Source organism: Desulfamplus magnetovallimortis (assembly GCF_900170035.1).
GTDB classification, from domain to species: domain Bacteria; phylum Desulfobacterota; class Desulfobacteria; order Desulfobacterales; family Desulfobacteraceae; genus Desulfamplus; species Desulfamplus magnetovallimortis.
This window is the reverse complement of the sequence record NZ_LT828543.1, coordinates 169,214-189,830: the sequence shown is the minus strand read 5'-3', so window position 1 is coordinate 189,830 and position 20,617 is coordinate 169,214. Positions and strand designations below refer to the sequence as shown.

Annotated in this window: 15 protein-coding genes; 5 read left to right on the top strand and 10 right to left on the bottom strand. The window is 40.4% G+C overall.

The window, feature by feature from the left end; genetic code table 11:
* Positions 1–143 precede the first annotated feature (143 nt).
* Positions 144–1,928, top strand: coding sequence for a methyl-accepting chemotaxis protein (locus MTBBW1_RS09425; RefSeq protein ID WP_080802465.1), 1,785 nt, complete (start codon positions 144–146; stop codon positions 1,926–1,928).
* A gap of 150 nt (positions 1,929–2,078) precedes the next feature.
* Here MTBBW1_RS09425 and MTBBW1_RS09420 read toward each other — a convergent pair whose 3' ends face one another.
* Positions 2,079–4,202, bottom strand: a complete 2,124-nt coding sequence (locus tag MTBBW1_RS09420; RefSeq protein ID WP_080802460.1) for a methyl-accepting chemotaxis protein — start codon at positions 4,200–4,202, stop codon at positions 2,079–2,081.
* 496 nt (positions 4,203–4,698) lie between these two features.
* Between MTBBW1_RS09420 and MTBBW1_RS09415 the strand changes: the two genes are divergently transcribed.
* The 3 genes from MTBBW1_RS09415 (at position 4,699) to MTBBW1_RS09405 (ending at position 7,972) form a co-directional block, all read left to right on the top strand.
* Positions 4,699–5,157 (top strand): universal stress protein, encoded by a 459-nt coding sequence (locus MTBBW1_RS09415; protein WP_080802457.1) that lies wholly within the window; start codon positions 4,699–4,701, stop codon positions 5,155–5,157.
* Positions 5,158–5,517: 360 nt separating this feature from the next.
* Positions 5,518–7,014, top strand: coding sequence for a Na+/H+ antiporter NhaC (gene nhaC / locus MTBBW1_RS09410; RefSeq protein WP_080802454.1), 1,497 nt, complete (start codon positions 5,518–5,520; stop codon positions 7,012–7,014).
* Positions 7,015–7,024: 10 nt separating this feature from the next.
* Positions 7,025–7,972 carry a transporter substrate-binding domain-containing protein gene (locus MTBBW1_RS09405; protein WP_245809319.1) on the top strand — a complete coding sequence of 316 codons (948 nt, stop codon included), beginning with the start codon at positions 7,025–7,027 and terminating at the stop codon, positions 7,970–7,972.
* 440 nt (positions 7,973–8,412) lie between these two features.
* On the opposite strand, the gene MTBBW1_RS09400 is transcribed toward MTBBW1_RS09405, so the two are convergent.
* The 8 genes from MTBBW1_RS09400 to MTBBW1_RS09365 all read right to left on the bottom strand — a co-directional run bounded on the left by MTBBW1_RS09400 (position 8,413) and on the right by MTBBW1_RS09365 (position 18,250).
* Positions 8,413–10,017: a sensor histidine kinase gene (locus MTBBW1_RS09400; RefSeq protein ID WP_080802827.1), complete on the bottom strand. Its 1,605-nt coding sequence runs from the start codon at positions 10,015–10,017 to the stop codon at positions 8,413–8,415.
* 122 nt (positions 10,018–10,139) lie between these two features.
* Positions 10,140–10,544 (bottom strand): response regulator, encoded by a 405-nt coding sequence (locus MTBBW1_RS09395; RefSeq protein WP_080802452.1) that lies wholly within the window; start codon positions 10,542–10,544, stop codon positions 10,140–10,142.
* 321 nt (positions 10,545–10,865) lie between these two features.
* Positions 10,866–11,648 (bottom strand): hypothetical protein, encoded by a 783-nt coding sequence (locus MTBBW1_RS09390; RefSeq protein ID WP_080802449.1) that lies wholly within the window; start codon positions 11,646–11,648, stop codon positions 10,866–10,868.
* 13 nt (positions 11,649–11,661) lie between these two features.
* Positions 11,662–12,474, bottom strand: a complete 813-nt coding sequence (locus MTBBW1_RS09385; RefSeq protein ID WP_080802448.1) for a cytidylate kinase-like family protein — start codon at positions 12,472–12,474, stop codon at positions 11,662–11,664.
* 37 nt (positions 12,475–12,511) lie between these two features.
* On the bottom strand, positions 12,512–14,410 hold the full coding sequence (locus MTBBW1_RS09380; RefSeq protein ID WP_080802446.1) for an SLC13 family permease: 1,899 nt from the start codon (positions 14,408–14,410) through the stop codon (positions 12,512–12,514).
* Between the two features lie 27 nt (positions 14,411–14,437).
* Complete coding sequence (locus MTBBW1_RS09375) at positions 14,438–14,884, bottom strand: universal stress protein (protein ID WP_080802443.1); 447 nt, start codon at positions 14,882–14,884, stop codon at positions 14,438–14,440.
* A gap of 487 nt (positions 14,885–15,371) precedes the next feature.
* Positions 15,372–17,699: a hybrid sensor histidine kinase/response regulator gene (locus MTBBW1_RS09370; RefSeq protein WP_080802442.1), complete on the bottom strand. Its 2,328-nt coding sequence runs from the start codon at positions 17,697–17,699 to the stop codon at positions 15,372–15,374.
* Positions 17,700–17,992: 293 nt separating this feature from the next.
* Entirely contained in the window at positions 17,993–18,250 is a 258-nt protein-coding gene (locus MTBBW1_RS09365; protein ID WP_080802439.1) for a hypothetical protein, read from the bottom strand.
* Positions 18,251–18,553: 303 nt separating this feature from the next.
* Between MTBBW1_RS09365 and MTBBW1_RS09360 the strand changes: the two genes are divergently transcribed.
* On the top strand, positions 18,554–18,934 hold the full coding sequence (locus tag MTBBW1_RS09360) for a RidA family protein (protein WP_080802437.1): 381 nt from the start codon (positions 18,554–18,556) through the stop codon (positions 18,932–18,934).
* A 100-nt stretch (positions 18,935–19,034) separates the two neighbouring features.
* Here the strand turns inward: MTBBW1_RS09360 and MTBBW1_RS09355 are convergent, their stop codons facing one another.
* Entirely contained in the window at positions 19,035–20,468 is a 1,434-nt protein-coding gene (locus MTBBW1_RS09355; RefSeq protein ID WP_080802434.1) for a sigma-54-dependent transcriptional regulator, read from the bottom strand.
* Positions 20,469–20,617 lie beyond the last annotated feature (149 nt).

Genomic DNA, 20,617 nt, shown 5'->3' with positions numbered 1-20,617 from the left:
AAAAAACTGGTTTTGATCGGTTCTGGGTTGCAAATAAAAAATAAAAACTGGCATGGCAAACAAAATGATGCCTTGATTAATAATCCTGTAACCATTATTATAAGTGGATTCCTGACAATTACCATAAGAGCAAGCATAAAAAAATGACCTTAAAGAATACGCTTTACATACTCCTCTTCTCTTTTTTTGCTGTGATGATTTTTGAGGTCACCACCGTCATTCCGGCATTTTCATTTCTAAAGGATGCATTTTTGTCAAGGATTGTTATCCTTTTCATACTCTCTTTGCTCCTTTTTGCACTGTTTTACTTTGTTTCCAGCGGAAAAAAAACTCTGCGGGAATATTCAACTCTTGACAATATAAATACCGGAATTTTTGTTATTAATCCAAGTGGGGAGATCCTCTTTTATAATAACCACTTTGTATCAATATTCAATAAAATATGCAACTGGCTTCCAATTAAAAAAATTGAGCAGATTACCGCATATAACTATTTTGATTTCTATCTGAATCCTGATAAACAAAAAGCCCTGTTTTTAAACAATCCATCCTTTCCTGTTAATTCAGTCCTTGATATCGGCAGTGAAATTATTTCTTCATATGCTGTGCCCCTTTACCAGAATAATCCGCTTGACAGGAGAATACTGGTGACATGGGAGCTTATAACCCGAGAGCGAAACCAGAAACGTTGGGAAAAGGTTGTGGAAGAGCAGATTGAAAATACCTCCGGAGAGCTTACCATGGCTTCAGGGGCACTTATGGCATCTTCGGTTAAAGTTCAGGAAATTGCACAGGATACTTCAAAACAGGCACAGAATGTTGCATCTTTTTCAAGGGAAGTGACAGATCTTATTTTAAAACTTGGAGATGCAATTACTCTTAGCTCCTCAAAAAACCTTGTTATTGCAGAAAATGTAAAAAATAGCCGCAAGATCAGTGAGACAGCTTTGACAGAGTCCCGTTCCACAAGAAAGCTCATCACGGATTTAAGCCAAATGGCAAGCAATATTTCCAAGACAACCCAGACCATACAGGAGATAATGGCACAGACACACATCCTTGCACTTAATGCAAATGTGGAGGCAGCCAGAGCAGGTGAAGCAGGTAAGGGTTTTGCAGTAATTGCCAAAGAGGTTGGAAATCTTGCAAAACAGACAGCATCCATGTCAGAAGCCATAACTGAAATCGTGGATCAGATACTTCAGAAGATTCCCATGTCTGTTTCATCCATTGAAACTGTTGAATCTGTTGTCAGGGAAATGAACAGTATAACCCTCTCCATCCATGATCTCATGGAAGAGCAGACACGAATGATGGTCTCCATGAATGACCACATGAATGAAGCAAATGATAACTCTGAACAGATTACAAGGCGTATGGATGAAGTTGTAAGTTATAGCTATAATACTCTTGAACAGATTGAAAAGAGCCGAAATGCCGGCAGAAACATTGAGTCCATTGCTGAACTTTTCAATCTCATTGTAAGTCGCTTCGGAGAGGAACGTATTGTAACGCCCAATGATATCTATCATATGCTCATTATAATAGAGCAACTTGTTGATGCATGGATTGAAAGGGAATTTTCTGAGCTCGCTGCCATGAAAACAGAGTTTGCCGTGGAGTCTTTTGATGGCAAAAAACCTGCTAATGTTCTTAAAATCACCATCGAAAACTATCATCTCTTCCTTTTACTGAATAAACTGCCGGAAGAGCACATCCCCTTTCCCAAGGGAACAGTTACTCCAACCCAGACATATAATTTCCTCTGTCAGATGATGGAATCTGTTGAAACTGTCCTTGAGAAAAAGGGATATAAAAATATAAAACAACTTAAAATTGCTCGCCCTGTAACAGGAAAGACTCCCAATGATGCCTATGGGATTGCGCACAGGATTCTTAAAAAGTTGAAGATCGTCTCCAATCTTTGATGAGTTCTTGACAACATCTGATTCAGACAGTATTGACAAGGCTCAATAGGTTATAGGTGTCGAATTTGAGAAGATTATATGTGTCAACTTTAAGTTTATTCAGGAAATTCTTGGTTCAAAAAAGTGTAAATCAACCAATGAAAGATCCCCTCATTTTATTTTAAATTTTCTTACCAGTTCATCAAGGGTTTCGGAAAGCATAAAAAGGGAGCGTGCTCCATTTGCAACATCAGAACTGCTCTCTGCAATGCCATGTGCAAGGTTGTCAATGTTGGAGATACTTCCGTTTATTTTTCCAACCACTGTGGAGTTGTTTGCAACATTTTGACTAACCTCTGAAACGCCCTGGGAGGCATGTGCTACATTTTCTGTAATACCCTGTGTGGTTGAAGATTGCTCCTCAATATCTGAACCAATGGAGGCTATGGTTTTATTTACCTCATGAATCACCGAAAGTATTCCTTCAACATCCCTTGCAGTGGTTTCTGCTGATTTCTGAATCCCTTCTATCTGGTCTTTTATCCCCTTTGTGGCCTTTGCTGTCTGTTTTGCAAGCTCCTTTATCTCCCCTGCAACCACAGTAAAGCCTTTTCCTGCTTCTCCTGCCCTGGCAGCTTCAATGGTGGCATTAAGGGAAAGCAGATTTGTCTGCTCAGAGATTTCGTTGATTATATCTGTTACCTTGCCGATCTCCTGGGCAGCGTCACCAAGCTGTTTTATTTTATCTGACATTCCGCTTGCCTTTGATACAGCATCCCTTGAAATGGAAGTTGCATTTTCCGTTTTTCGGGAAATCTCATTTATTGTTACAGCCATCTCCTCGGATGATGAAACAATCATGTTTAAATTTGTGCTTGATTGCTCCATGGCTGCTGCAACTGAAAGAAAACTGTTGTTTACCCCCTCAACTGCCACAGTGGTTTCATTTAGATTGGAAACCATATCTTCTGAATTTGAAGACATCTTTCCTGAAAGATTTGCCATCTCTTCGGAAGATCTGTTCAATTCACCTGCATTATTGGCGATTTGCAGAATTATAGCCTGAAGTTTTTCAATAAAAATGTTAAACCAGTGGGCAAGATCGCCAAATTCATCGCTGCTTCTTTTTTCAAGGCGCATGGTAAGATCACCTTCGCCCTCTGCAATATCCCTGAGTCTGTTTACAACATTTTTAAGGGGATTTGAGATGGTAAGGGAGAAGATATAAACAATTGGCAGAATAAGAAGAATACAGATTCCATTTACAATGCCAAGTCGAAAAAGCATGTTTTTTATATTTGATGCAATAAGCTCCGCAGATTGAATGACAGCTATGGAACCTACAAGGTTTGTCTTTTCATAAACAGGAAGCATTGTATTGATATGTTTTTTCCCGTCAAGTTCAAATTCATGTGTATAACTTTCCTGGGCAATAAGGTCACTGCCTGGTTTAAATGACGATTTTATTTCAGGATTACTACAGGCATTATATGATTTTAGGGTACCTCCGGTCAATTGGCCATTAACGTAGATGTTAATGTCAAGTGAGGTCATTTTTTTGATTCTTTCTGCAAACAGATCATCCATTGGATAATAAGAGATAAGAGTGCCCACTGGAGTCGGCTCCACACTGTCTGTCTCTGGATTGTATTTTTTTCCCATAAGCGGTGTAAATATTTTGATTGCCATTTTACCGTTTTGCAGGAAAAAGGATGACTCTTCAAGGGAGAGATCCCGATCATTTAAGTCAATTTTTGTCTCAAGATCAGGTGACGATGCGTTCTCCAGAAAACGGTCATCTGTAAGACGTTCATCTGAGTGAAGTTCAGCACCCATAAAACTTCCAGAACCGTCAGATTCAATCATGTGAAAGCCGGCATAGAAGTTTCCATCCCCATGTGCCTGCACAAAGGTTTTTAAATTGCCATCAATGTCATATGTTGCCATGCTGCTGTAATTATTTGATGATGCTGCCTGGAAAAGTGTAACAGAACAACTGACGAATGTGCTTTTTGTTGTGACAATTGAACCTTTATCTGGAAAGTCATAAAGGAATTTGACTTCATTTGCAGTGTCATTGCTTAAAACTGTCTTTCTGCAACTCTCCTGCATGGCATTTATCTGAGCTGTCAACTCCTCTTTGATGAGATTGACTGCTCTGTCAAGATTGTCGTAAATGCTTGCTTTTGTCTGGTTGCCTACAATTACAGAAACAATAGCTGCTGACGATGTCATCAGAATCACAGCCATGACCAGCGCACTTAGAATAAGTTTAGTTTTAATCTTCAGCCCCATTAAGATACCTCCAGAATTTGTGTATATATGTCTGTTATTGATGGAATTTTTGGCTGGCGATATATTTTCAAAAATTTACCGTGAAAATATCTCTCATTATGCTCATTATAGGAATGGTTGTTTAACTTGACCAATAATGTTTTTTAAGTATAAGAGAGTCAGGCTCTTTTTTTGATATAACTATCTAAAACCAATATATTATTGATTGTAATTTGACAAGTTTTTTGATGAAAAGTTGGCAAATTAGCTGAAAGTCAAAAAATTTTCTATGTAAAATTTTTTACACCTATGCATGAGTTTTTATCATGCATATATGAGTTTAAATGGTTTGACATTAGATGGAACAGGTTGTTTTATACGACTATCCAAATTTATAATAGCAACTTTGACCTTCCGGATTTTTACCCAACATTCAGTTTAAGATTCCATAACTGTTTACGTTATACCCAGCAATCAAACCTTGAACGAAAACTATTTATCTTAAAAAGGAGAAGAAATGGAACAATTTACCCGTATCCTTTTTCCCGTAAGCCTTACAGAGATGTCGCCTGTTGTGGTTCCTTATGTTTTGTCAATGGCGGAAAAGTACTCTGCAGAAATTCATATGATACATGTTGTCAGGAAAATGAATTTCTATGCAGATGCATTTATCAGTCAACCTTCAGAAACTGATATAAAACGTCATGCAAGTAATTTTGAACAGGATCGCATTGAAATGGCTGAAAAGCAGCTTGGGCTTTTCAGGGAAAAATATACAGCCTCCCATCCTGATGCAAAGGCAAGCGTTTTATCAGGAACCCATTATAAGGAGATTATCGAATATGTGGAGCAGAACAATATTGATCTGATAATAATGGGTAGCGGCAGAAATATACAGACACATCTGTTTGGTTCTGTGGCTGACAAGGTGGCAAAAATGGCAAAATGCCCTGTGATGATGATCCGAGTTAAATAACTTTATCGTGAAAATGACTAACATTTTTATATTTGGGGGTGATTGATACGTAGTCAATCATGTCTGTTTAATACCATTTCTGGTAATGATAATCATAACTGCCCAGGCAAAAAAAAGCTAATGGGTAAGATGGAACGAGAATTTAATAACTGCGGAAATTTTATCTGAAGCTTCAGTATTTATGTACTATTTAGATTATAAATCCCGTAGTTAATGAATGTTCATTCCTATAGTACTCCAGATAATTAAATTGATAATGGAAATGTCTAACTATCTGTTATCTGGATTAATTTTTTTGACCAAAAAATAAAATAATTTTCTGGAAAGCTATAAATTTAATATTAAAAAGGAGATATTGCAATGAACAAGCGTTTGAAGAGGGATCCTTATGTATGGGAAGCAATGATTTCAATCTTAGGTCTGGTTTTGTTTATAAGCCTTGCCATTGTCAAATATGAGTCAGATGCACAGGTTCCCATCCTGCTGGGGGTGATGGTGGCTGCCATTATGGGCATTAAAGCCGGATTTTCATGGGAAGAGATTGAGTCAGGAATGCTCAATGGTATAACAAATTCCCTCCAGGCCATTGTTATACTTGGTGTAATTGGAATTTTAATTGGAGTCTGGATTCAGAGCGGAGTTGTGCCTACACTTTTATATTATGGTCTGAAAATTTTAAGCCCCAAGATATTTCTTCCGGCAACTGTGATAATTTGTGCCATAACATCCCTTGCAACAGGTACCTCATGGGGAACAGCAGGAACAATCGGAATCGCCCTTATAGGTATTGGTCAGGGCCTCAACTTCCCTCTTCCCGTTGTTGCTGGTGCTGTTCTTTCCGGTGCATATTTCGGAGACAAGATGTCACCTCTTTCCGACACCACAAACCTTGCTCCTGCAATGGTAGGTACAGATCTTTATACCCATATTAAACACATGACCTATACAACAGGTGTCACAATGGGGTTGACCCTTATTATTGAGTGTGTACTGAACTACATATACGGTGGCGGAGATGCAAATCTTGAAGCTGTAAGCCAGATTACAGAAGGACTTGCAAATCAGTTTGCAATTAATCCTGTTATGATTATTCCTCCGGCAGTTGTGATGTTTCTTGCGTATAAAAGAATTGCAGCACTTCCCGGCATTGCAGCAGGTATTGTCACTGCCGCCATACTTGGAGTCATCTTTCAGGGCAATTCATTTGGAGATATTCTCTCTGTCTCCTGGAGTGGATATACAAGTAATACCGGCATGGCAGCCATAGACAATCTGCTTTCCAAGGGTGGTTTTGAATCAATGCTTTATACCATATCAATTGTCATATGTGCCATGATGTTTGGTGGTATAATGGAGAAGACCAACCAGCTCAGGGTTGTTGTGGCAAAGGTTCTTTTAAAGGCAAATTCTGCCAGATCCCTGATTACTGCGACTATTTTAACATCCATAAGCTCCAACCTGATTCTGTGTGATCAGTACATGTCAATTGTCATGACAGGAAAAATGTACTCCCAGGCCTATAAAGATATGGGGCTTCATCCCAAAAATCTTTCCCGGGCACTTGAGGACAGTGCAACAGTCACCGCAAATCTTGTCCCCTGGAACACAGGTGGCGCTTATATGACAGCAACACTTGGAGTGCCAACCATAGCCTATCTGCCATTTAACTTTTTTTGTTGGCTTTCACCAGTTGTATCCATGCTGTTTGGCTGGTTCAACATTACCATTCATCTTTCAGAGGAGAGAGAGAAGATGGTTAAAGAGGTTGTAAAAGATGGTAATCCTGAAAGTAATTCCGATATGAATAGCAAAAATAAAATAACAGCAGATGATACTGCAACTGCAATGGGTAAATAGGAGGTGACCGATGTCTCACAAAATTCCTGAATTAACCATGCAAGGAGTGTCATCCCCAAAAAAATTGGGGTTGACCCAAAAAAGATTTGCCGAAGCTTTCATTTTTATGCTGGCCATTTTTTTGTCTGCTTCGGTTGCCTGGAGTTCAGATATAGAACTTTCCGAAGATTCAACCCTTGAAGGTATTCTCAGGCGTGGCAAAATTGAAATAGGCATGGAAACAGGTTTCATGCCCTTTGAGATGGTTGATAAAAGAAGCGGCATCCGCCAGAAACAGATAAGTCACGGCGGCGTTAGAAGAGGAAGCACCCGTAATGTCAACATAATCGGATTTGACATTGACATGGGCATTGAGATGGCAAAGGAGCTTGGTGTAAAACCTGTTTTTGTGGATACATTCTGGCCAAGCATTATACCTGCCTTAAAACTTGGAAGGTTTGACATCATTTTTGGCGGCATGTCAGTTACAGAAGAGAGAAAGAAAGAGGTCGATTTTGCAGATCCCTTCATGACCATTGGACAGACTGTATTACTCAACATCAAGCACAGGGGCAAGATTCTTTCATATAAGGATCTAAATTCTGCATCCTTTAAAGTGGCATCCAAACCAGGCACCACTGGTGAACAGAGCGTTATGAAATATATCCCGCAATGCAAATACATCTCTTATGACACTGAAGAAGAAGGAGCAAGGGCAGTGCTTGAAGGAGATGTTGATGCATTTGTATATGACTTTCCATACAATGCAGTGTTCATGACCATGTACGGAAAAGAGAAGCTTGTTTTTCTTGATAAACCTTTTACAGAAGAACCAATTGCATGGGCAATCAGGAAAAATGATCCTGAATTCATGAAGTTTCTCAATGATTTTCTGAAAAAAATAAAAAGTGATGGAAGGTTTGACCGTATATATAAAAAGTGGTTTGAGGATTCAAGCTGGCATCCATATGTAAGATAGTCATAATTTTTATAAGAAAGTCCCCGTCTTTTAAGGTTCTAAGGACTTTCATGCTTCGTTGTGGAAGGTGTGTCTGCCATGGCCGTTATAAGAAAGTCCCCGTCTTTTAAGGCTCTAAAGGACTTTCATGCTTCGTTGCTGCAAATATGTATGCCATGGCCGTTATACAGATTGAGTTTAAGCGAACTATTTGATTTTATTAGGTAGTTTGAAAGAGGGCTCAACACTGTCTGAATCAGGATTCCCAAGATTAACAAGATAAGGCAGGATTATCTATCCTGAGCATCCTATCCATCCTGGTTATCCTGGTTCAGACAACTGCAATAACTTCTGAAAAAGCAATAAGATGTCGATTTTGAGTAATTCAGGGTAATCCTGATTCAGACACTATTGAAAATGCTCAGAAGCTCATAGTTGTTCATTATAAGCAAATATGATTCTTAAAGATGAAAGGATTCAAACTCCGGAAATGTAATGACCGGAAGAATCACAGTAAAACATGACCCGCTTCCTTTATCGCTTTTGGCTTTTATCGTCCCTCCATGCTTTGCAACAATACCCTGTGAGACGCTAAGGCCAAGCCCTGTCCCTCTACCTTTGGGTTTTGTTGTGAAAAAAGGATCAAAAACAGATGATAGAATGTGCTTGGGGATACCATGTCCGTAATCAACAACATTTACCTTTACAGAGTCACCTTTCTCGCCAAGACATCCCATAACCTGTATTTTCTGTCCTTTGGATGATGCATCAATGGCATTGAGCAGAAGATTTACAAACACCTGCTGAAGTTTCTGGGCATCGCCATGTATCCTGGGAAGATCATCGGTAAACTGAATCTCGATTGATATTCCTGAAAGGCGTATCTGGTTCTCAAGAAGATGGACAGTACCCTTAAGAAGCTCCTCAAGATCCACAGACTCCATTGCAGATGAGCTTTCCCTTGCAAAATCAAGAAGATTTCTTATGATTTTTCTTGATCTGTCTGTCTCTTTTATTACATCCTCAAGCATCTCCATACGCTCATCATCCGGCATGTCATGATAATCTTCCATCAGCATGTGGACGGTGAGCATAATGTTATTTAAAGGGTTGTTAAGCTCATGTGCAACCCCTGCTGTAAGTGTTCCCACAGCCCTCATTTTGTGGGTCTGTATAAGAACAGCCTCCCTTGTGTCAATCTCCTTTATCATCTCGTTTATGGCAACAGCAAGATCTGTAAACTCGTCCCTGAATTTTCTTTTTGGCAAAATTGGTCTGAAGTCCCCAGAAGCTATCCTCTGGGCATAGCTTGCAAACCTGTTGAGGGTGGAGTAGATTCTCCCCACCAGAAGATATGAGTTGAGAGCAAGAATGACAAGCAGCACGATAATGGAGTAGATGTGTATATCCCTGGAACGCTTCAAAGCTCGTTCAAGAGCACGTTTTTCAACTGTCATCATTGACTGGGCAGATGCAAGAATATCCTGACCATATCCCCTAAGACGTGTTTCAATTTCCTTTGATGCATGTGGAGTATTCATTGGTAGCGGCACATCTGCCTTCTGGTTTTGCAGCAACTCTCCAAGAAGAGCTTCATAGGCATTGATTTTTTTAAGTATCTCCTGACGAGTCACCTGGTCCTGAAGTTCGGAAAAAGTTTCTGACTCCTTTGTGAATATAAGGTTTGCAAGATGAATATTTTCAATGGCATCGTCAAGATTTGTTCCATAGAGAAAATAGTTTTTTTCATAACGTCTGGCCTGCTGGATTTCTGATGAAAAGTCATTTACAAATTCAAGAAACTCCAATCGCGTCTGTACCTGTTCGTTGTTAAGAATGAGAATGACGGCAATAAGGGCGGCAAACAGAAAAACAACAACATTGCCAATATAGATCTGCCTTCTCACACTGAAATGGTATCGTGCCATCAGTGTCTGCTGGGCTTTCTGGATATCTTCCATGTGCCCGTAAAGATTTTTCATTGTAAAATCAGAAGACTCTTTATCTGTTTTAGGATTTTTAACATCAGTGCCTTTCTCTTCCCGTTGCTGATTTTCCGTTTCCATCTCAATCCATCCATTTATGGTTGTCTCCCCATCAGGGTGGGAGGTAAATAAAACAAAACCTGGTCGGTTAAGGCTCGGTTTTGAGAAATGACCAGGTTTACCCTGCATTAGACCGGCACTGATTAATTACCGGATGCACTGAAATCAATGGGAGAACCAAGGGCTTCAGCAGCTTTTGCAATTATTTTCCTCAGATCATCCGGCTTAAAGGGCTTTGCAATAAAGTCAAATGCACCTTTTTCCATGGCATCCCTTGCAAGGGAGATCATGGCGTAACCTGTGATCATTATTATTTTTGTTTTTGGACATTTTGCATGAACCTTTTCAAGTACCTGCATACCATCCATGCCTTCCATATAGATATCTGTCACAACAATATCAAACTCTTTCTCTTCAATCCTCTTTATTGCTTCTAAGGGATCCTGAAAAACCTCAACACTGCATCCGATCTTTTCTAAGGCAGGTTTAAGACGTTTCCCTACAATGTGTTCATCATCCAGCAACAGAATCTTAAGTTCATTTGACATTACAGCCTCCTTGACTCCAACAGGTTTTATTGGGTTTTGCTTTTTACGATAATATCACAATTAAATTTACCGTGAAAATGACTATCATTTTTATATTTGGGGGTGATTGATACGTAATCAATCATGCCTGTTTATAAGAATTACTCAAAATCGACACCTATGATCTTGTAAGCCTTGTCAACAATGTCTGAATCAGGAGTCCCAAGATTAACAAAGATAAGGCAGGATTATCTATCCTGAGCATCCTACTCATCCTGGTTATCCTGGTTCAGACAACTGCAATAACTTCTAAAAAAGCAATAAGATGTCGATTTTGAGGAATTATCTGGAGCTGACTGCAGCTTCGTTCACAGGATCAACATTCCAGTGGACTTCAAGATATCCAATACCTTCAACTTGACCTGCGACCTCCTTGATAGCTGCAATTTTTTTCTCTTTTTCCCTTTTAAGGGATGTGGTTGTAACCACCACTGTGCCGTTCTGGGCATGAACATGGATATCTGTCAATGTTTTAAGAAGAGCATTTTTAACCCTGGCTGCAAGTGCCCTATCCATAAGATTGTTTCTGGAGTAGGTCATGGGTCTGAAGCGGGGATAATCAATTGTAGATGTAATTGTACCCACTGCCTCTTCAGGCTTGATCTGATCAAGGTTGATAACAATATCGTAGAGTTTGGGATCTGCCTCTTCACGCTTGTATGCTGCAAGTGACCACTTTTTTCTCAGTTTCTCTCTCTTGATATCAGGATCTGTCTGTTGACCATATCCTCCTATCAGCCTTACCTTAAGAACATGGGATACAACAAGAACATAAAGATGCGCTCCAAGGCCCCAGCAGACAACATTGTCATCAAGCAGCCGGTCAAGCACTTCCATTTCCACACAGGAAATGTAGTAATGCCAAAGCTTGGAGGGCATTCGCCTTAGTATGGAGGGTGTATTTTGAAGGGCATCCTCAAGCTTGGGTAGTTCAAGGGAGTGTCTGTTTGCAATCTCTGCAAGAGAACCTCTGTTAAGTGTCTTGTAGCCAAGCTGATTTGCGGTCTGATGCGCTATGTCGTTTTCAAGTTCCTGGTTTTCTGAAGCAAAAAGTAGAACTGGCATGATATCCTCCTTATTAGACGGCATTTATGGGAGCCGTAACCCCTGTATGAACTTCAAGATTATAAATTCTGGAGTTCTCTTTTCTCAGACGATCCAGAATTTTTTTAAATTTTATATTATGGGCATCCTTTTCAGTTGAATATACAAGAGCATTGCCATATTCACATGTGACATTGGCATCTGAAAAATCTTCCACCAAGGCGGCCTTGACATTGCATGCAATAAGGAGATCCTGGGATTTTTTAAGTGTTGCCTCGGTTTTCCTGAATGGCTCTGTCAAGGCAGCAGAAGATATAAAATCAACGGCATTTTCAATGGAGAGCTTATCTATGCATATCACCATATCGTAAAGGGAGCTGTCCCATGGGTCTGTTTCATATATTTTTCGTGTCCACTTTCTTCTCTGTTCATCATCATCCATAATAATGGATCTTGCTTTTTGCTCTGTAAGGCCCTCTTCTTTCACCTTTCTGGCAATACGCCCCTCTAAGTTTGCTGTTATCCTGATCTTGAGAACATGATCAAGACCCTTTAGAAGAAGATGCCCTGCAAGTCCGTGATAGACAACTTCACCTTCTGCAACCATCTCCACAAGTGCAGAACGTATATATGCCATGTAAATCTGTTTGGTATGTTTATATCTTTCAAAAATACCAGGGGCGTCATGTATAGCCTGGAGCAGTGTATGCTGGGGAACCTGAAATTTGTCACTTGTCTTAAGAAGCAGATCCCGGCTTATAATTCTGTAGCCGAGCTTTTCAGCCACCCTTTCAGCAACTGCCTTGCCCATGGAATGTGACCCACGTGAAATAGTTATAATGGCCATTTTATATTAAATTCCTTATAAAGTTCGGGTTCAAAATTTAAATTCCGTAAATCAGGCTGATCATTGCAATCATAACCACCAGAAAAATTACGCTTACAAGGCTTCCTGCCTTTATAAAATCAATTGTGCGATATCTGCCTGGCCCCATGTAAAGGGCATTTACCTGATGGGTTGGCAACATAAATGAGTTGCTTGTGGCAAGCCCCACAACAAGTGCCGCCATTCTTGGGTCTGCTCCTGAAGCAAGTGCCATGTTAACAACAAGGGGAACAAGAAGAACCGTTGCACCAACATTGGAAATAACAAGAGTAAATACTGTGGAAAGTATGCCGATGACAGTTAGAAGCACAATGGGGGGAACATCTCCTATAATGGAAAGGATTGTGCCGGCAATCCATGCAGCAGTGCCTGTCTTTTCCGTTGCAATCCCAAGTGGTATAAGACCTGCCAGAAGAAAAATCGTCCTCCAGTCAACTGATTGATATGCTTCGTCAATACTCAAAACCCTGGTTATAACCATCCCTAGAGCACCTGTCATAAGGGAGACTGAAAGCTGAATTTTAAAAAACATTATCATGGTCAGTGCCAGAATAAGCCATCCGGCTGCCCAAAGTGCTTTTTCAGGCCGCATATCTTCAATATCAGAAGGCATGCTGAAAAGAAGACCACCTTCTCTATGGAGGGACTCAAGCCTTTTCCATGTTCCATAAAAACTTATTACATCACCTGTCTGGAGCATGATATTGTCAATTTCTGCTCTGTAGATTTCGCCCTGGCGATGAATTTCAAGTGGTGTAACTCGGAATCTGTCATTGAAGCGGATTGCTGCAATTGTCTGACCGACAAAATGTGATCTTGGCGAGACAACAGCTTCCACAATACCAGATGTGGCTGAATCAAACTCTTTGTCGTAACATTCAATGCAAGCCTTTAATTGCATCTCCTCGGCAGCCGCCATTCTCAGGACATCTTTTCTTTTGCCGCATACAACAAGATCTACACCGGCACGTATTTCCGCTTCCGGAGGTGGAGAAAGGGTTTTAAAATCAGGGGGTTCAGTAAGTGCAAGAACATTCACAAGATATCTGCGCCTCAGATCATCAACAAAAACAGGATCCCTGTAATCCATGAAATCTTCAGAGGTTGTAAGCTCATAACGTTTGTTGAGCTCATTACCTTCCCTTGAATGTTTTTCGGCAGACTCAAGCCTTATATTTCCATCATTATGATCATCATCATTATCAATATGGGTATCGCCCTCAATTTCTTCGTTCTCAAGTGTGCATACAGCCACATTGTCTGATTCGCCTGTTTCACCCTGTGGAAGAATAAATCGCCCCAGAAGAATAAAGCAGGCAATACCGCTTGCAACCAGTGCAAGACCTATGGGGGTTACATCAAAAAGTCCGAATGGCTCAAGGTCAAAGGGAATGAGAAGATCGTTTAAAAGAATAAGTGGTGAACAGCCCACAAGTGTAATTGTCCCGCCAAGAATGGCACTGAATCCCACAGGCATAAGAAGTCGGCTCAATGGGATCTTCTGCATTTTGCTTATCCTCTGGATTGCAGGAAGAAAAAGGGCTGCTGCTCCAATATTCTGCATAAAGCTGGAGATAATTGCCACTGTGCATGATATTGCAACAATGACCCTTGATGTACTTGTACCTGCAATTACAAGTACTGGTTTGACAAGTTTGTTGATCATTCCGGTCTTGTCAAGGCCGGCACCGATAATAATAACTGCAATGATAGATACAACAGCATTACTGCTCAACCCCACAAACGCCTCTTTCGGGGTTACCAGATGAAGAAGGGGAAGTGCTACCATCATCAGGATGGCAACCACATCCACCCTTACCCATTCAACGATGAAAAGAAAAACAGCTATTCCTATCATCATGAGTACCATCATCATTTCTGAAGTCAGTTGTTCCATAATTTCTCCATTTTTTTTGTAATAATATTATTGTGGCGGAGTTCTTCTTGTTATTGTCAGAAGAGGGCATTCAAGACTTGCTGTAACTTTTCTGAGCCAGTGTCCGCTGCCTCCCTTTGCCACAAATGGCAACTCCTGACCGCTGCCCCAGAGAATGGCCTTAAATGGTGGCCTGTCTGCCAGATACTTTATAAGTTCCTGTGCCGGCTCTCCTATTTTAAGGGCACTGGCAATTTCAATCCTCTCTCTTATGAATGGTTCTGAAAATTTTGCCAGAAGTGCACCTGCCCTTGATTCAATCTTTTTAAGGGCACTTCGTTTTGCTCCCAGAATACCGGAACCTGCAAAGGACATGGAGACCAGCATGAGAAGGGTAACCCTTGCGTCAATGCGAAGGGCAAGCTCCCTTGCATAGGTAAGGGCATCGGGGAATACCTGCTCATTTTCAAAAATAACCAGCAAATCAGAATTCATACAAGATTACCTCCTGGGCACATCTGCATTACAAATAGTGTACCGCATGAAATTCTGTAAGACTGATCTTTAGTTTTATGTCTATAAATACCACCTTAACTGTTTGATTTTTATAAACATAATGATTTAAATGATTGTTGAAAAAATGAGCAAAACAGAAATGTGTGGTGATAGAGTGAGAATGGGTTGTTTCAGAATGCAACGAATATCTGGAAGTGATTAAAAAGGATAATTGAAGTAATTGCTTAAAACAGCCATTAATTAAAGGCAGGAATGGGATGTTGCAAAAACGAACGTCTCTGTTGCAAAAAACAACATAAGCCTACCGGCTTTTTTATGCCTGATTTGATTATTTCAGATTCTAAAGTTGTAATTCATAATGTTTGAGCTTGATTATGTTGTCGCCCATTTTTGTATGGGCAGAATCTTTAGAGCCTTGTCAACACTGTCTGAATCAGGATACCCAAGATTAACAAGATCCTTTTGTTCATTTTTTTGATTTAATAGAGATCCTCAAAGTCTCCTGAATGACATCTGACAGTTGATATATGTCATAGGGCTTTTCCAAAAAAGTCACTGTGCCCTTTGCCTTAATTTTATCAAGATCAAAAGATGTCGAATCCCCGCTGCATGCAATTACAGGCAATTCCGGCTGGATTGCCAGCACTTCTGTAATCAATTCCTCTCCGGAAAGTAGGGGCATATTCATATCCGTGAGCATAATATTAAATTGAGATGGGTTCTGCCTGAACTCCTTCAGAGCATCAGCCGGACAGATATGGGATTTTACCTTATATCCAAAATGCTCAAGGGCATGGGAGCACATCTCCTGCAACATCTCTTCATCATCCACAAAAAGAACCATAACTTCCTCAGGTTTTGAGATCTCTTTTTGTGGGGATTTGAAAACACTTTCATCTTCATGGTGAATAACGGACAGTGACGGAAAAAAAATGGCGATCCGCGTCCCTTTTCCAGGAGCACTTTCGATGATTATATGGCCGTCCATATTTTTTACAATACCGTGAACAACGGAAAGCCCAAGGCCAGTTCCCTTGTCAGGGGCTTTGGTTGTAAAATAGGGGTCAAGTATATTTTCCCGAATGGCAGGATCAATACCACAGCCTGTATCTGTAAATATCACCTTAATATATCCATCATCGGGAAGATTATTTATGGGAGGTGGAGTATAAATTTGAAGCCATGCTGTTTCAGAGTCATCTTTGGAGGAAAATGGACTGTTAAAATTTTTTGCTCTTGAAGCTTCAATGGTAAGTGTTCCTCCTCCCTTCTCCTCCATGGCATGTACCGCATTGGTTGCAATGTTTATAAATACCTGATGAAGTTGAGTGGCATCACCTTTTATAAATGGCAGTTGATTCTCCATATACAAATCAATAGTTATATTGCGTGAAATAGTTGCCCTTAAAAGCACAAGAGCTTCATTAAGAACAGTATCCACTTTTACAGGTTTATGCTTAAACTCCTTTTTGCGGCCAAAACTCAATATCTGTGCCACCACATCCTTTGCGCGTTTTGAGGCAATTCCAATGGCATCAAGTCTGGGGAATGCAGGATGATCTTCTGTAATATCTGACTTTGCAAGGGTCAGATTTCCCATGATCATGCCAAGAATATTATTGAAATCATGGGCAATGCCCCCTGCAAGCTGCCCGATGGCTTCCATTTTTTGTGACTGACGTAACTGTGCCTCAAGTTTTGCTTTTTCCATACGGGCAATTTTCTGCTCTGTGATGTTGGTACAGCATCCCTCAATAGCAACAATTTTTCCATTGTCATCTCTTATGGCAATATTGGATTGATGTATCCACCTTGTTTTTCCCTCAGAATCCAGAATTTTATATACATAGCTTGGAGCAAGTTTGTTTTCCAGGATGTTTTTCCACACCTTTGAAAGCTCTTCCCTGAAATCAGGATGAATTATTTTGACAAGAATATCCGGAGTGCTTTTGACAGCTTCAACCGAATACCCAAGCACATCTTCCACAGCAGGATTGACATATTCACAGTAACCTTCAGGAATACGCATACGGAAAATCATCTCTTTTATATTGTTGAAAAGACGATCTGCCTGGCTCAACTTCTCAATCTGTTGCCTGATGGTCTCTCCCATGTGATAGAGTACAGCTCCGACCCTCTGAAACTCCCTGTTGGTAAATGGACTGTGGGGAATTGTGTAATTTCCCCGAGAATATGAATATAAAACGGTATTGAGCTGATCAAGGGGGGCATTGAGGTATCTTTTTATAAAAAATCGGGTGGCAAGAAGAATTGATATAAAAATAAGAAAAAGCACAACGCTGAAATAACTCAAAAACGAGTACAGGCTTTTGCGTATTGCGTTGGTGGTGACACCAATTTTTACATTGCCTATGGCTTTGTCATTGAATGTGATATCCTGACTCAGGTTCAGCCAGGATGAAGATTCACTTTTATCTTTTGAAAAAATAACATTTTCTCTTTTTGCATCAAAAAAAACAATAACTATCTCATCCACCAGATCATTTCTGAAAGCAAGGTCACCTGTCTGCTTTATAGTTGCAAAGTCCAGATTCCACATCGGATTTCTAAAAATTCCCGCTAAATCCCTGATGAGCTCATTACCTCTCTCATTCAACTGATTGAGATGATATTTATAGCTGAATATAGAGCCGACAAGAAATACAACAAGCAAAACCGAGACAACTGTCAATCCAAGGCTGATTGCAAGCTGTCTCGATATTGAACTTGCAGGTGATCTGGCAAGCAATGGCTCTCTGTCAGTTTTTTTTGAGGAGCTTCTTTTTTGAATCATATCCTGAATTTGCCTACTGGTTCTTCAAGTTTAAAGTGTCGGGTTATTTTTAAGAAAGTTCAAAGGTTCAAGGTTTTTTTTAACCGACAATCAAACCTTGAAAGAACACTACAAGATCTGTAAGGTTTTCAGACAGGCCCAAAAGACGGGTTGCCGAAGCTCGTACATCCTCACTGCTGAATTAATATAGCACCCATCAGCAGCCTGTTGTCCAATACTTTTTTATCCATGCCTGAAACAATATCATTTTTTACCATGGCTCTTGCCAGATTCACGCCCCATTTGTCTATATTCTAAAAATCGATACCTATGATCTTTTGAGCCTTGTTAATACTGTCTGAATTAGGATGCCCAGAATTAATTACCAACGACTTAAACAAATATAACATCTGCTTGAGATTTATTATTTTTAAGTATAAATTTGCAAATGCAATAGTTGCTTTTGCAGGAGATAAAATGGAAATAGCTATATGACGTAGATGGCGGATGTCCGCCACAATGGAAGGAGTAAAAATATTTATTTTAAAATATAAATATTTGGCATCTTTCATTTGCCAGTTAACATTTTCCTGAACACAATGCCGGTTTTTCTGGTAGCCTGTTCCGGAAAGTGTAAAGTACTTTCTGCATGATATGAAGGATGCCAAATATTTTTATATTAAAGTCCCCGCCGTTTTTGGTTGCGCGGGGCTTTCATGCTTCGTTGAGGCAGAAGGTCCTGCCATGGCCGTTATAAGAAAGTCCCCGTGATTAAAGGCTTCTCAGGACTTTCATGCTTCGTTGTGGCAGATGTGTCTGCCATGTATGTTATAGAGATGTTAATATGAAAAAAATTAAAGGAGAAGGAGAAAACAATGTCAAAAAAAAACGTATCAACCCCAAATGCACCAGCAGCAATAGGCCCATATTCCCAGGGAGTCATTACCGACAACCTTCTTTTTACATCCGGCCAGATTCCAATTGATCCTGCAACCGGCAAGATTCCTGAAGGCTCAATTGAAGACCATGCGCATCAGGTCTTTAAAAATATTGCTGCCATTGCCGAAGCTGCCGGAACAACTCTTGACAATGCTGTGAAGACAACAGTTTTTCTTTCAGATATTACCGATTTTCAGGCCGTGAACAAAATTTATGCTCTATATTTTAAGGAACCTTTTCCTGCCAGAAGCGCCTTTCAGGTGGCAGCTCTTCCTCTTGGAGCTGCGCTGGAAGTTGAGGCTGTTTTCCAGCTCTAACCACTGATAAATGATAGTCATTTTCATGGTAAACGGGCATGGTTGCGTATCAATCACCCCCAATATAAAAATGATAGTCATTTTCATGGTAAATCCTTATTCATGATACAACCTGCGCCCTGCAATGAATCTGATATTTTTCAATCCTTGCATGGAGCGTAGGTCTTGATATACCCAAAATTTTGGCTGCCTGGGAACGGTTGCCGTTGGTAAGCTCAAGAGCCTCTGAAATGACAATGCGGGCAAGGGTGTCCATAAAATCATCAAAGCGGTATGGCTCTGAAGGATCAGAGAGTAGCTGGCGTACCCATTCATTAAGAAGAGACATTTCAACTCTTTTTTCCCTTCTGATATCTTCCTTCCGGTTAACAATCTGTTCAACATCAAAGGCCGAAACCGGCGCCCCTCTGTTAAAAATGAGCAGCTTATGAACCATATTGGATAGCTCCCTTATATTGCCAGGCCACTCATATCGGCTCAAAAGAGACATGGCCTGTTTCTGAATCCCCGGATTATCAATTTTTAAATCCATTGAAAATTTTGAAATGTAGTGGTTCACAAGATTTTCAATATCCTCTTTGCGTTCCCGCAGCGGAGGTAGTTCAATTGTGACAACTTTAAGCCTGAAATAGAGATCTTCCCGAAAACTTCCATCTTCAATGGCCTGTTCAAGATGCTTGTTGGTGGCGGCAATTATTCGGACATCAACAGGGATGGTCTCTTCTCCTCCAAGGCGCTCAATGTTCTTTTCCTGTAAAAGCCTTAAAATTTTTGCCTGAATGTTCAGGGGCATATCCCCTATCTCATCCAGAAAGACAGTTCCTCCATTGGCCTGTTCGATCTTTCCTATATGGCGCTGGGACGCACCTGTAAAAGCTCCCTTTTCATATCCGAAAAGCTCACTTTCCAGAAGATTTTCAGGAATGGCAACGCAGTTGATAATAAGAAAGGCTTTATTTGCCCGAATTCCGTGTTGATATACTGCCCGTGCCACAAGCTCCTTTCCTGTTCCTGACTCTCCCCTTATTAAAACCGTTGCATCTGTCTTGGAAACCATTCCAATGGCTTTATAGACATTTTGCATCAGGCGACTCTGGCCTATAATGGCATCCCCTGAAACATCTGCTTCAAGGCCGGGTTCCGCATCAACTGCCACAGGTGCCCTCATGCAGTAGCCAGCCTCTATGGCCTGTTTTATAAGAGTGAGCATTTCAGGGACATCAAAGGGTTTAAGTACATAGTCGTAGGCCCCCATTTTGGTTGCTTCAATGGCGATTTCCGTGGTTCCAAAGGCTGTGACTATAATTACTGGAAGCCTTGAGTCTATCTCCTTGATCTTAATGAAAGTTTCCATGCCATTCATGCCTGGAAGACGCATGTCCAGAATCACAAGATCAATTACCTTCTGCTGCACGATCTCAATTCCAGCTTCACCGGATGCAGCACCAATAACATCATATTGCTCTTCCCTAAGCAGCTTGCAAAAGCTTATTCGCAGTTGATCATCGTCATCAATAACCAGAATTGTATTCATACCAATATTTCCTTTTCAGGCTGTAAGCCGGCATTTTTTAAGACTTAAAGATACATTCTCAAAATCGACACTTGATTGCTTTTTCGGTAGTTATTGAATTTGTCTGAATCAGGATAACCAGGATGAAAAGGATGCTCAGGATAAATAAT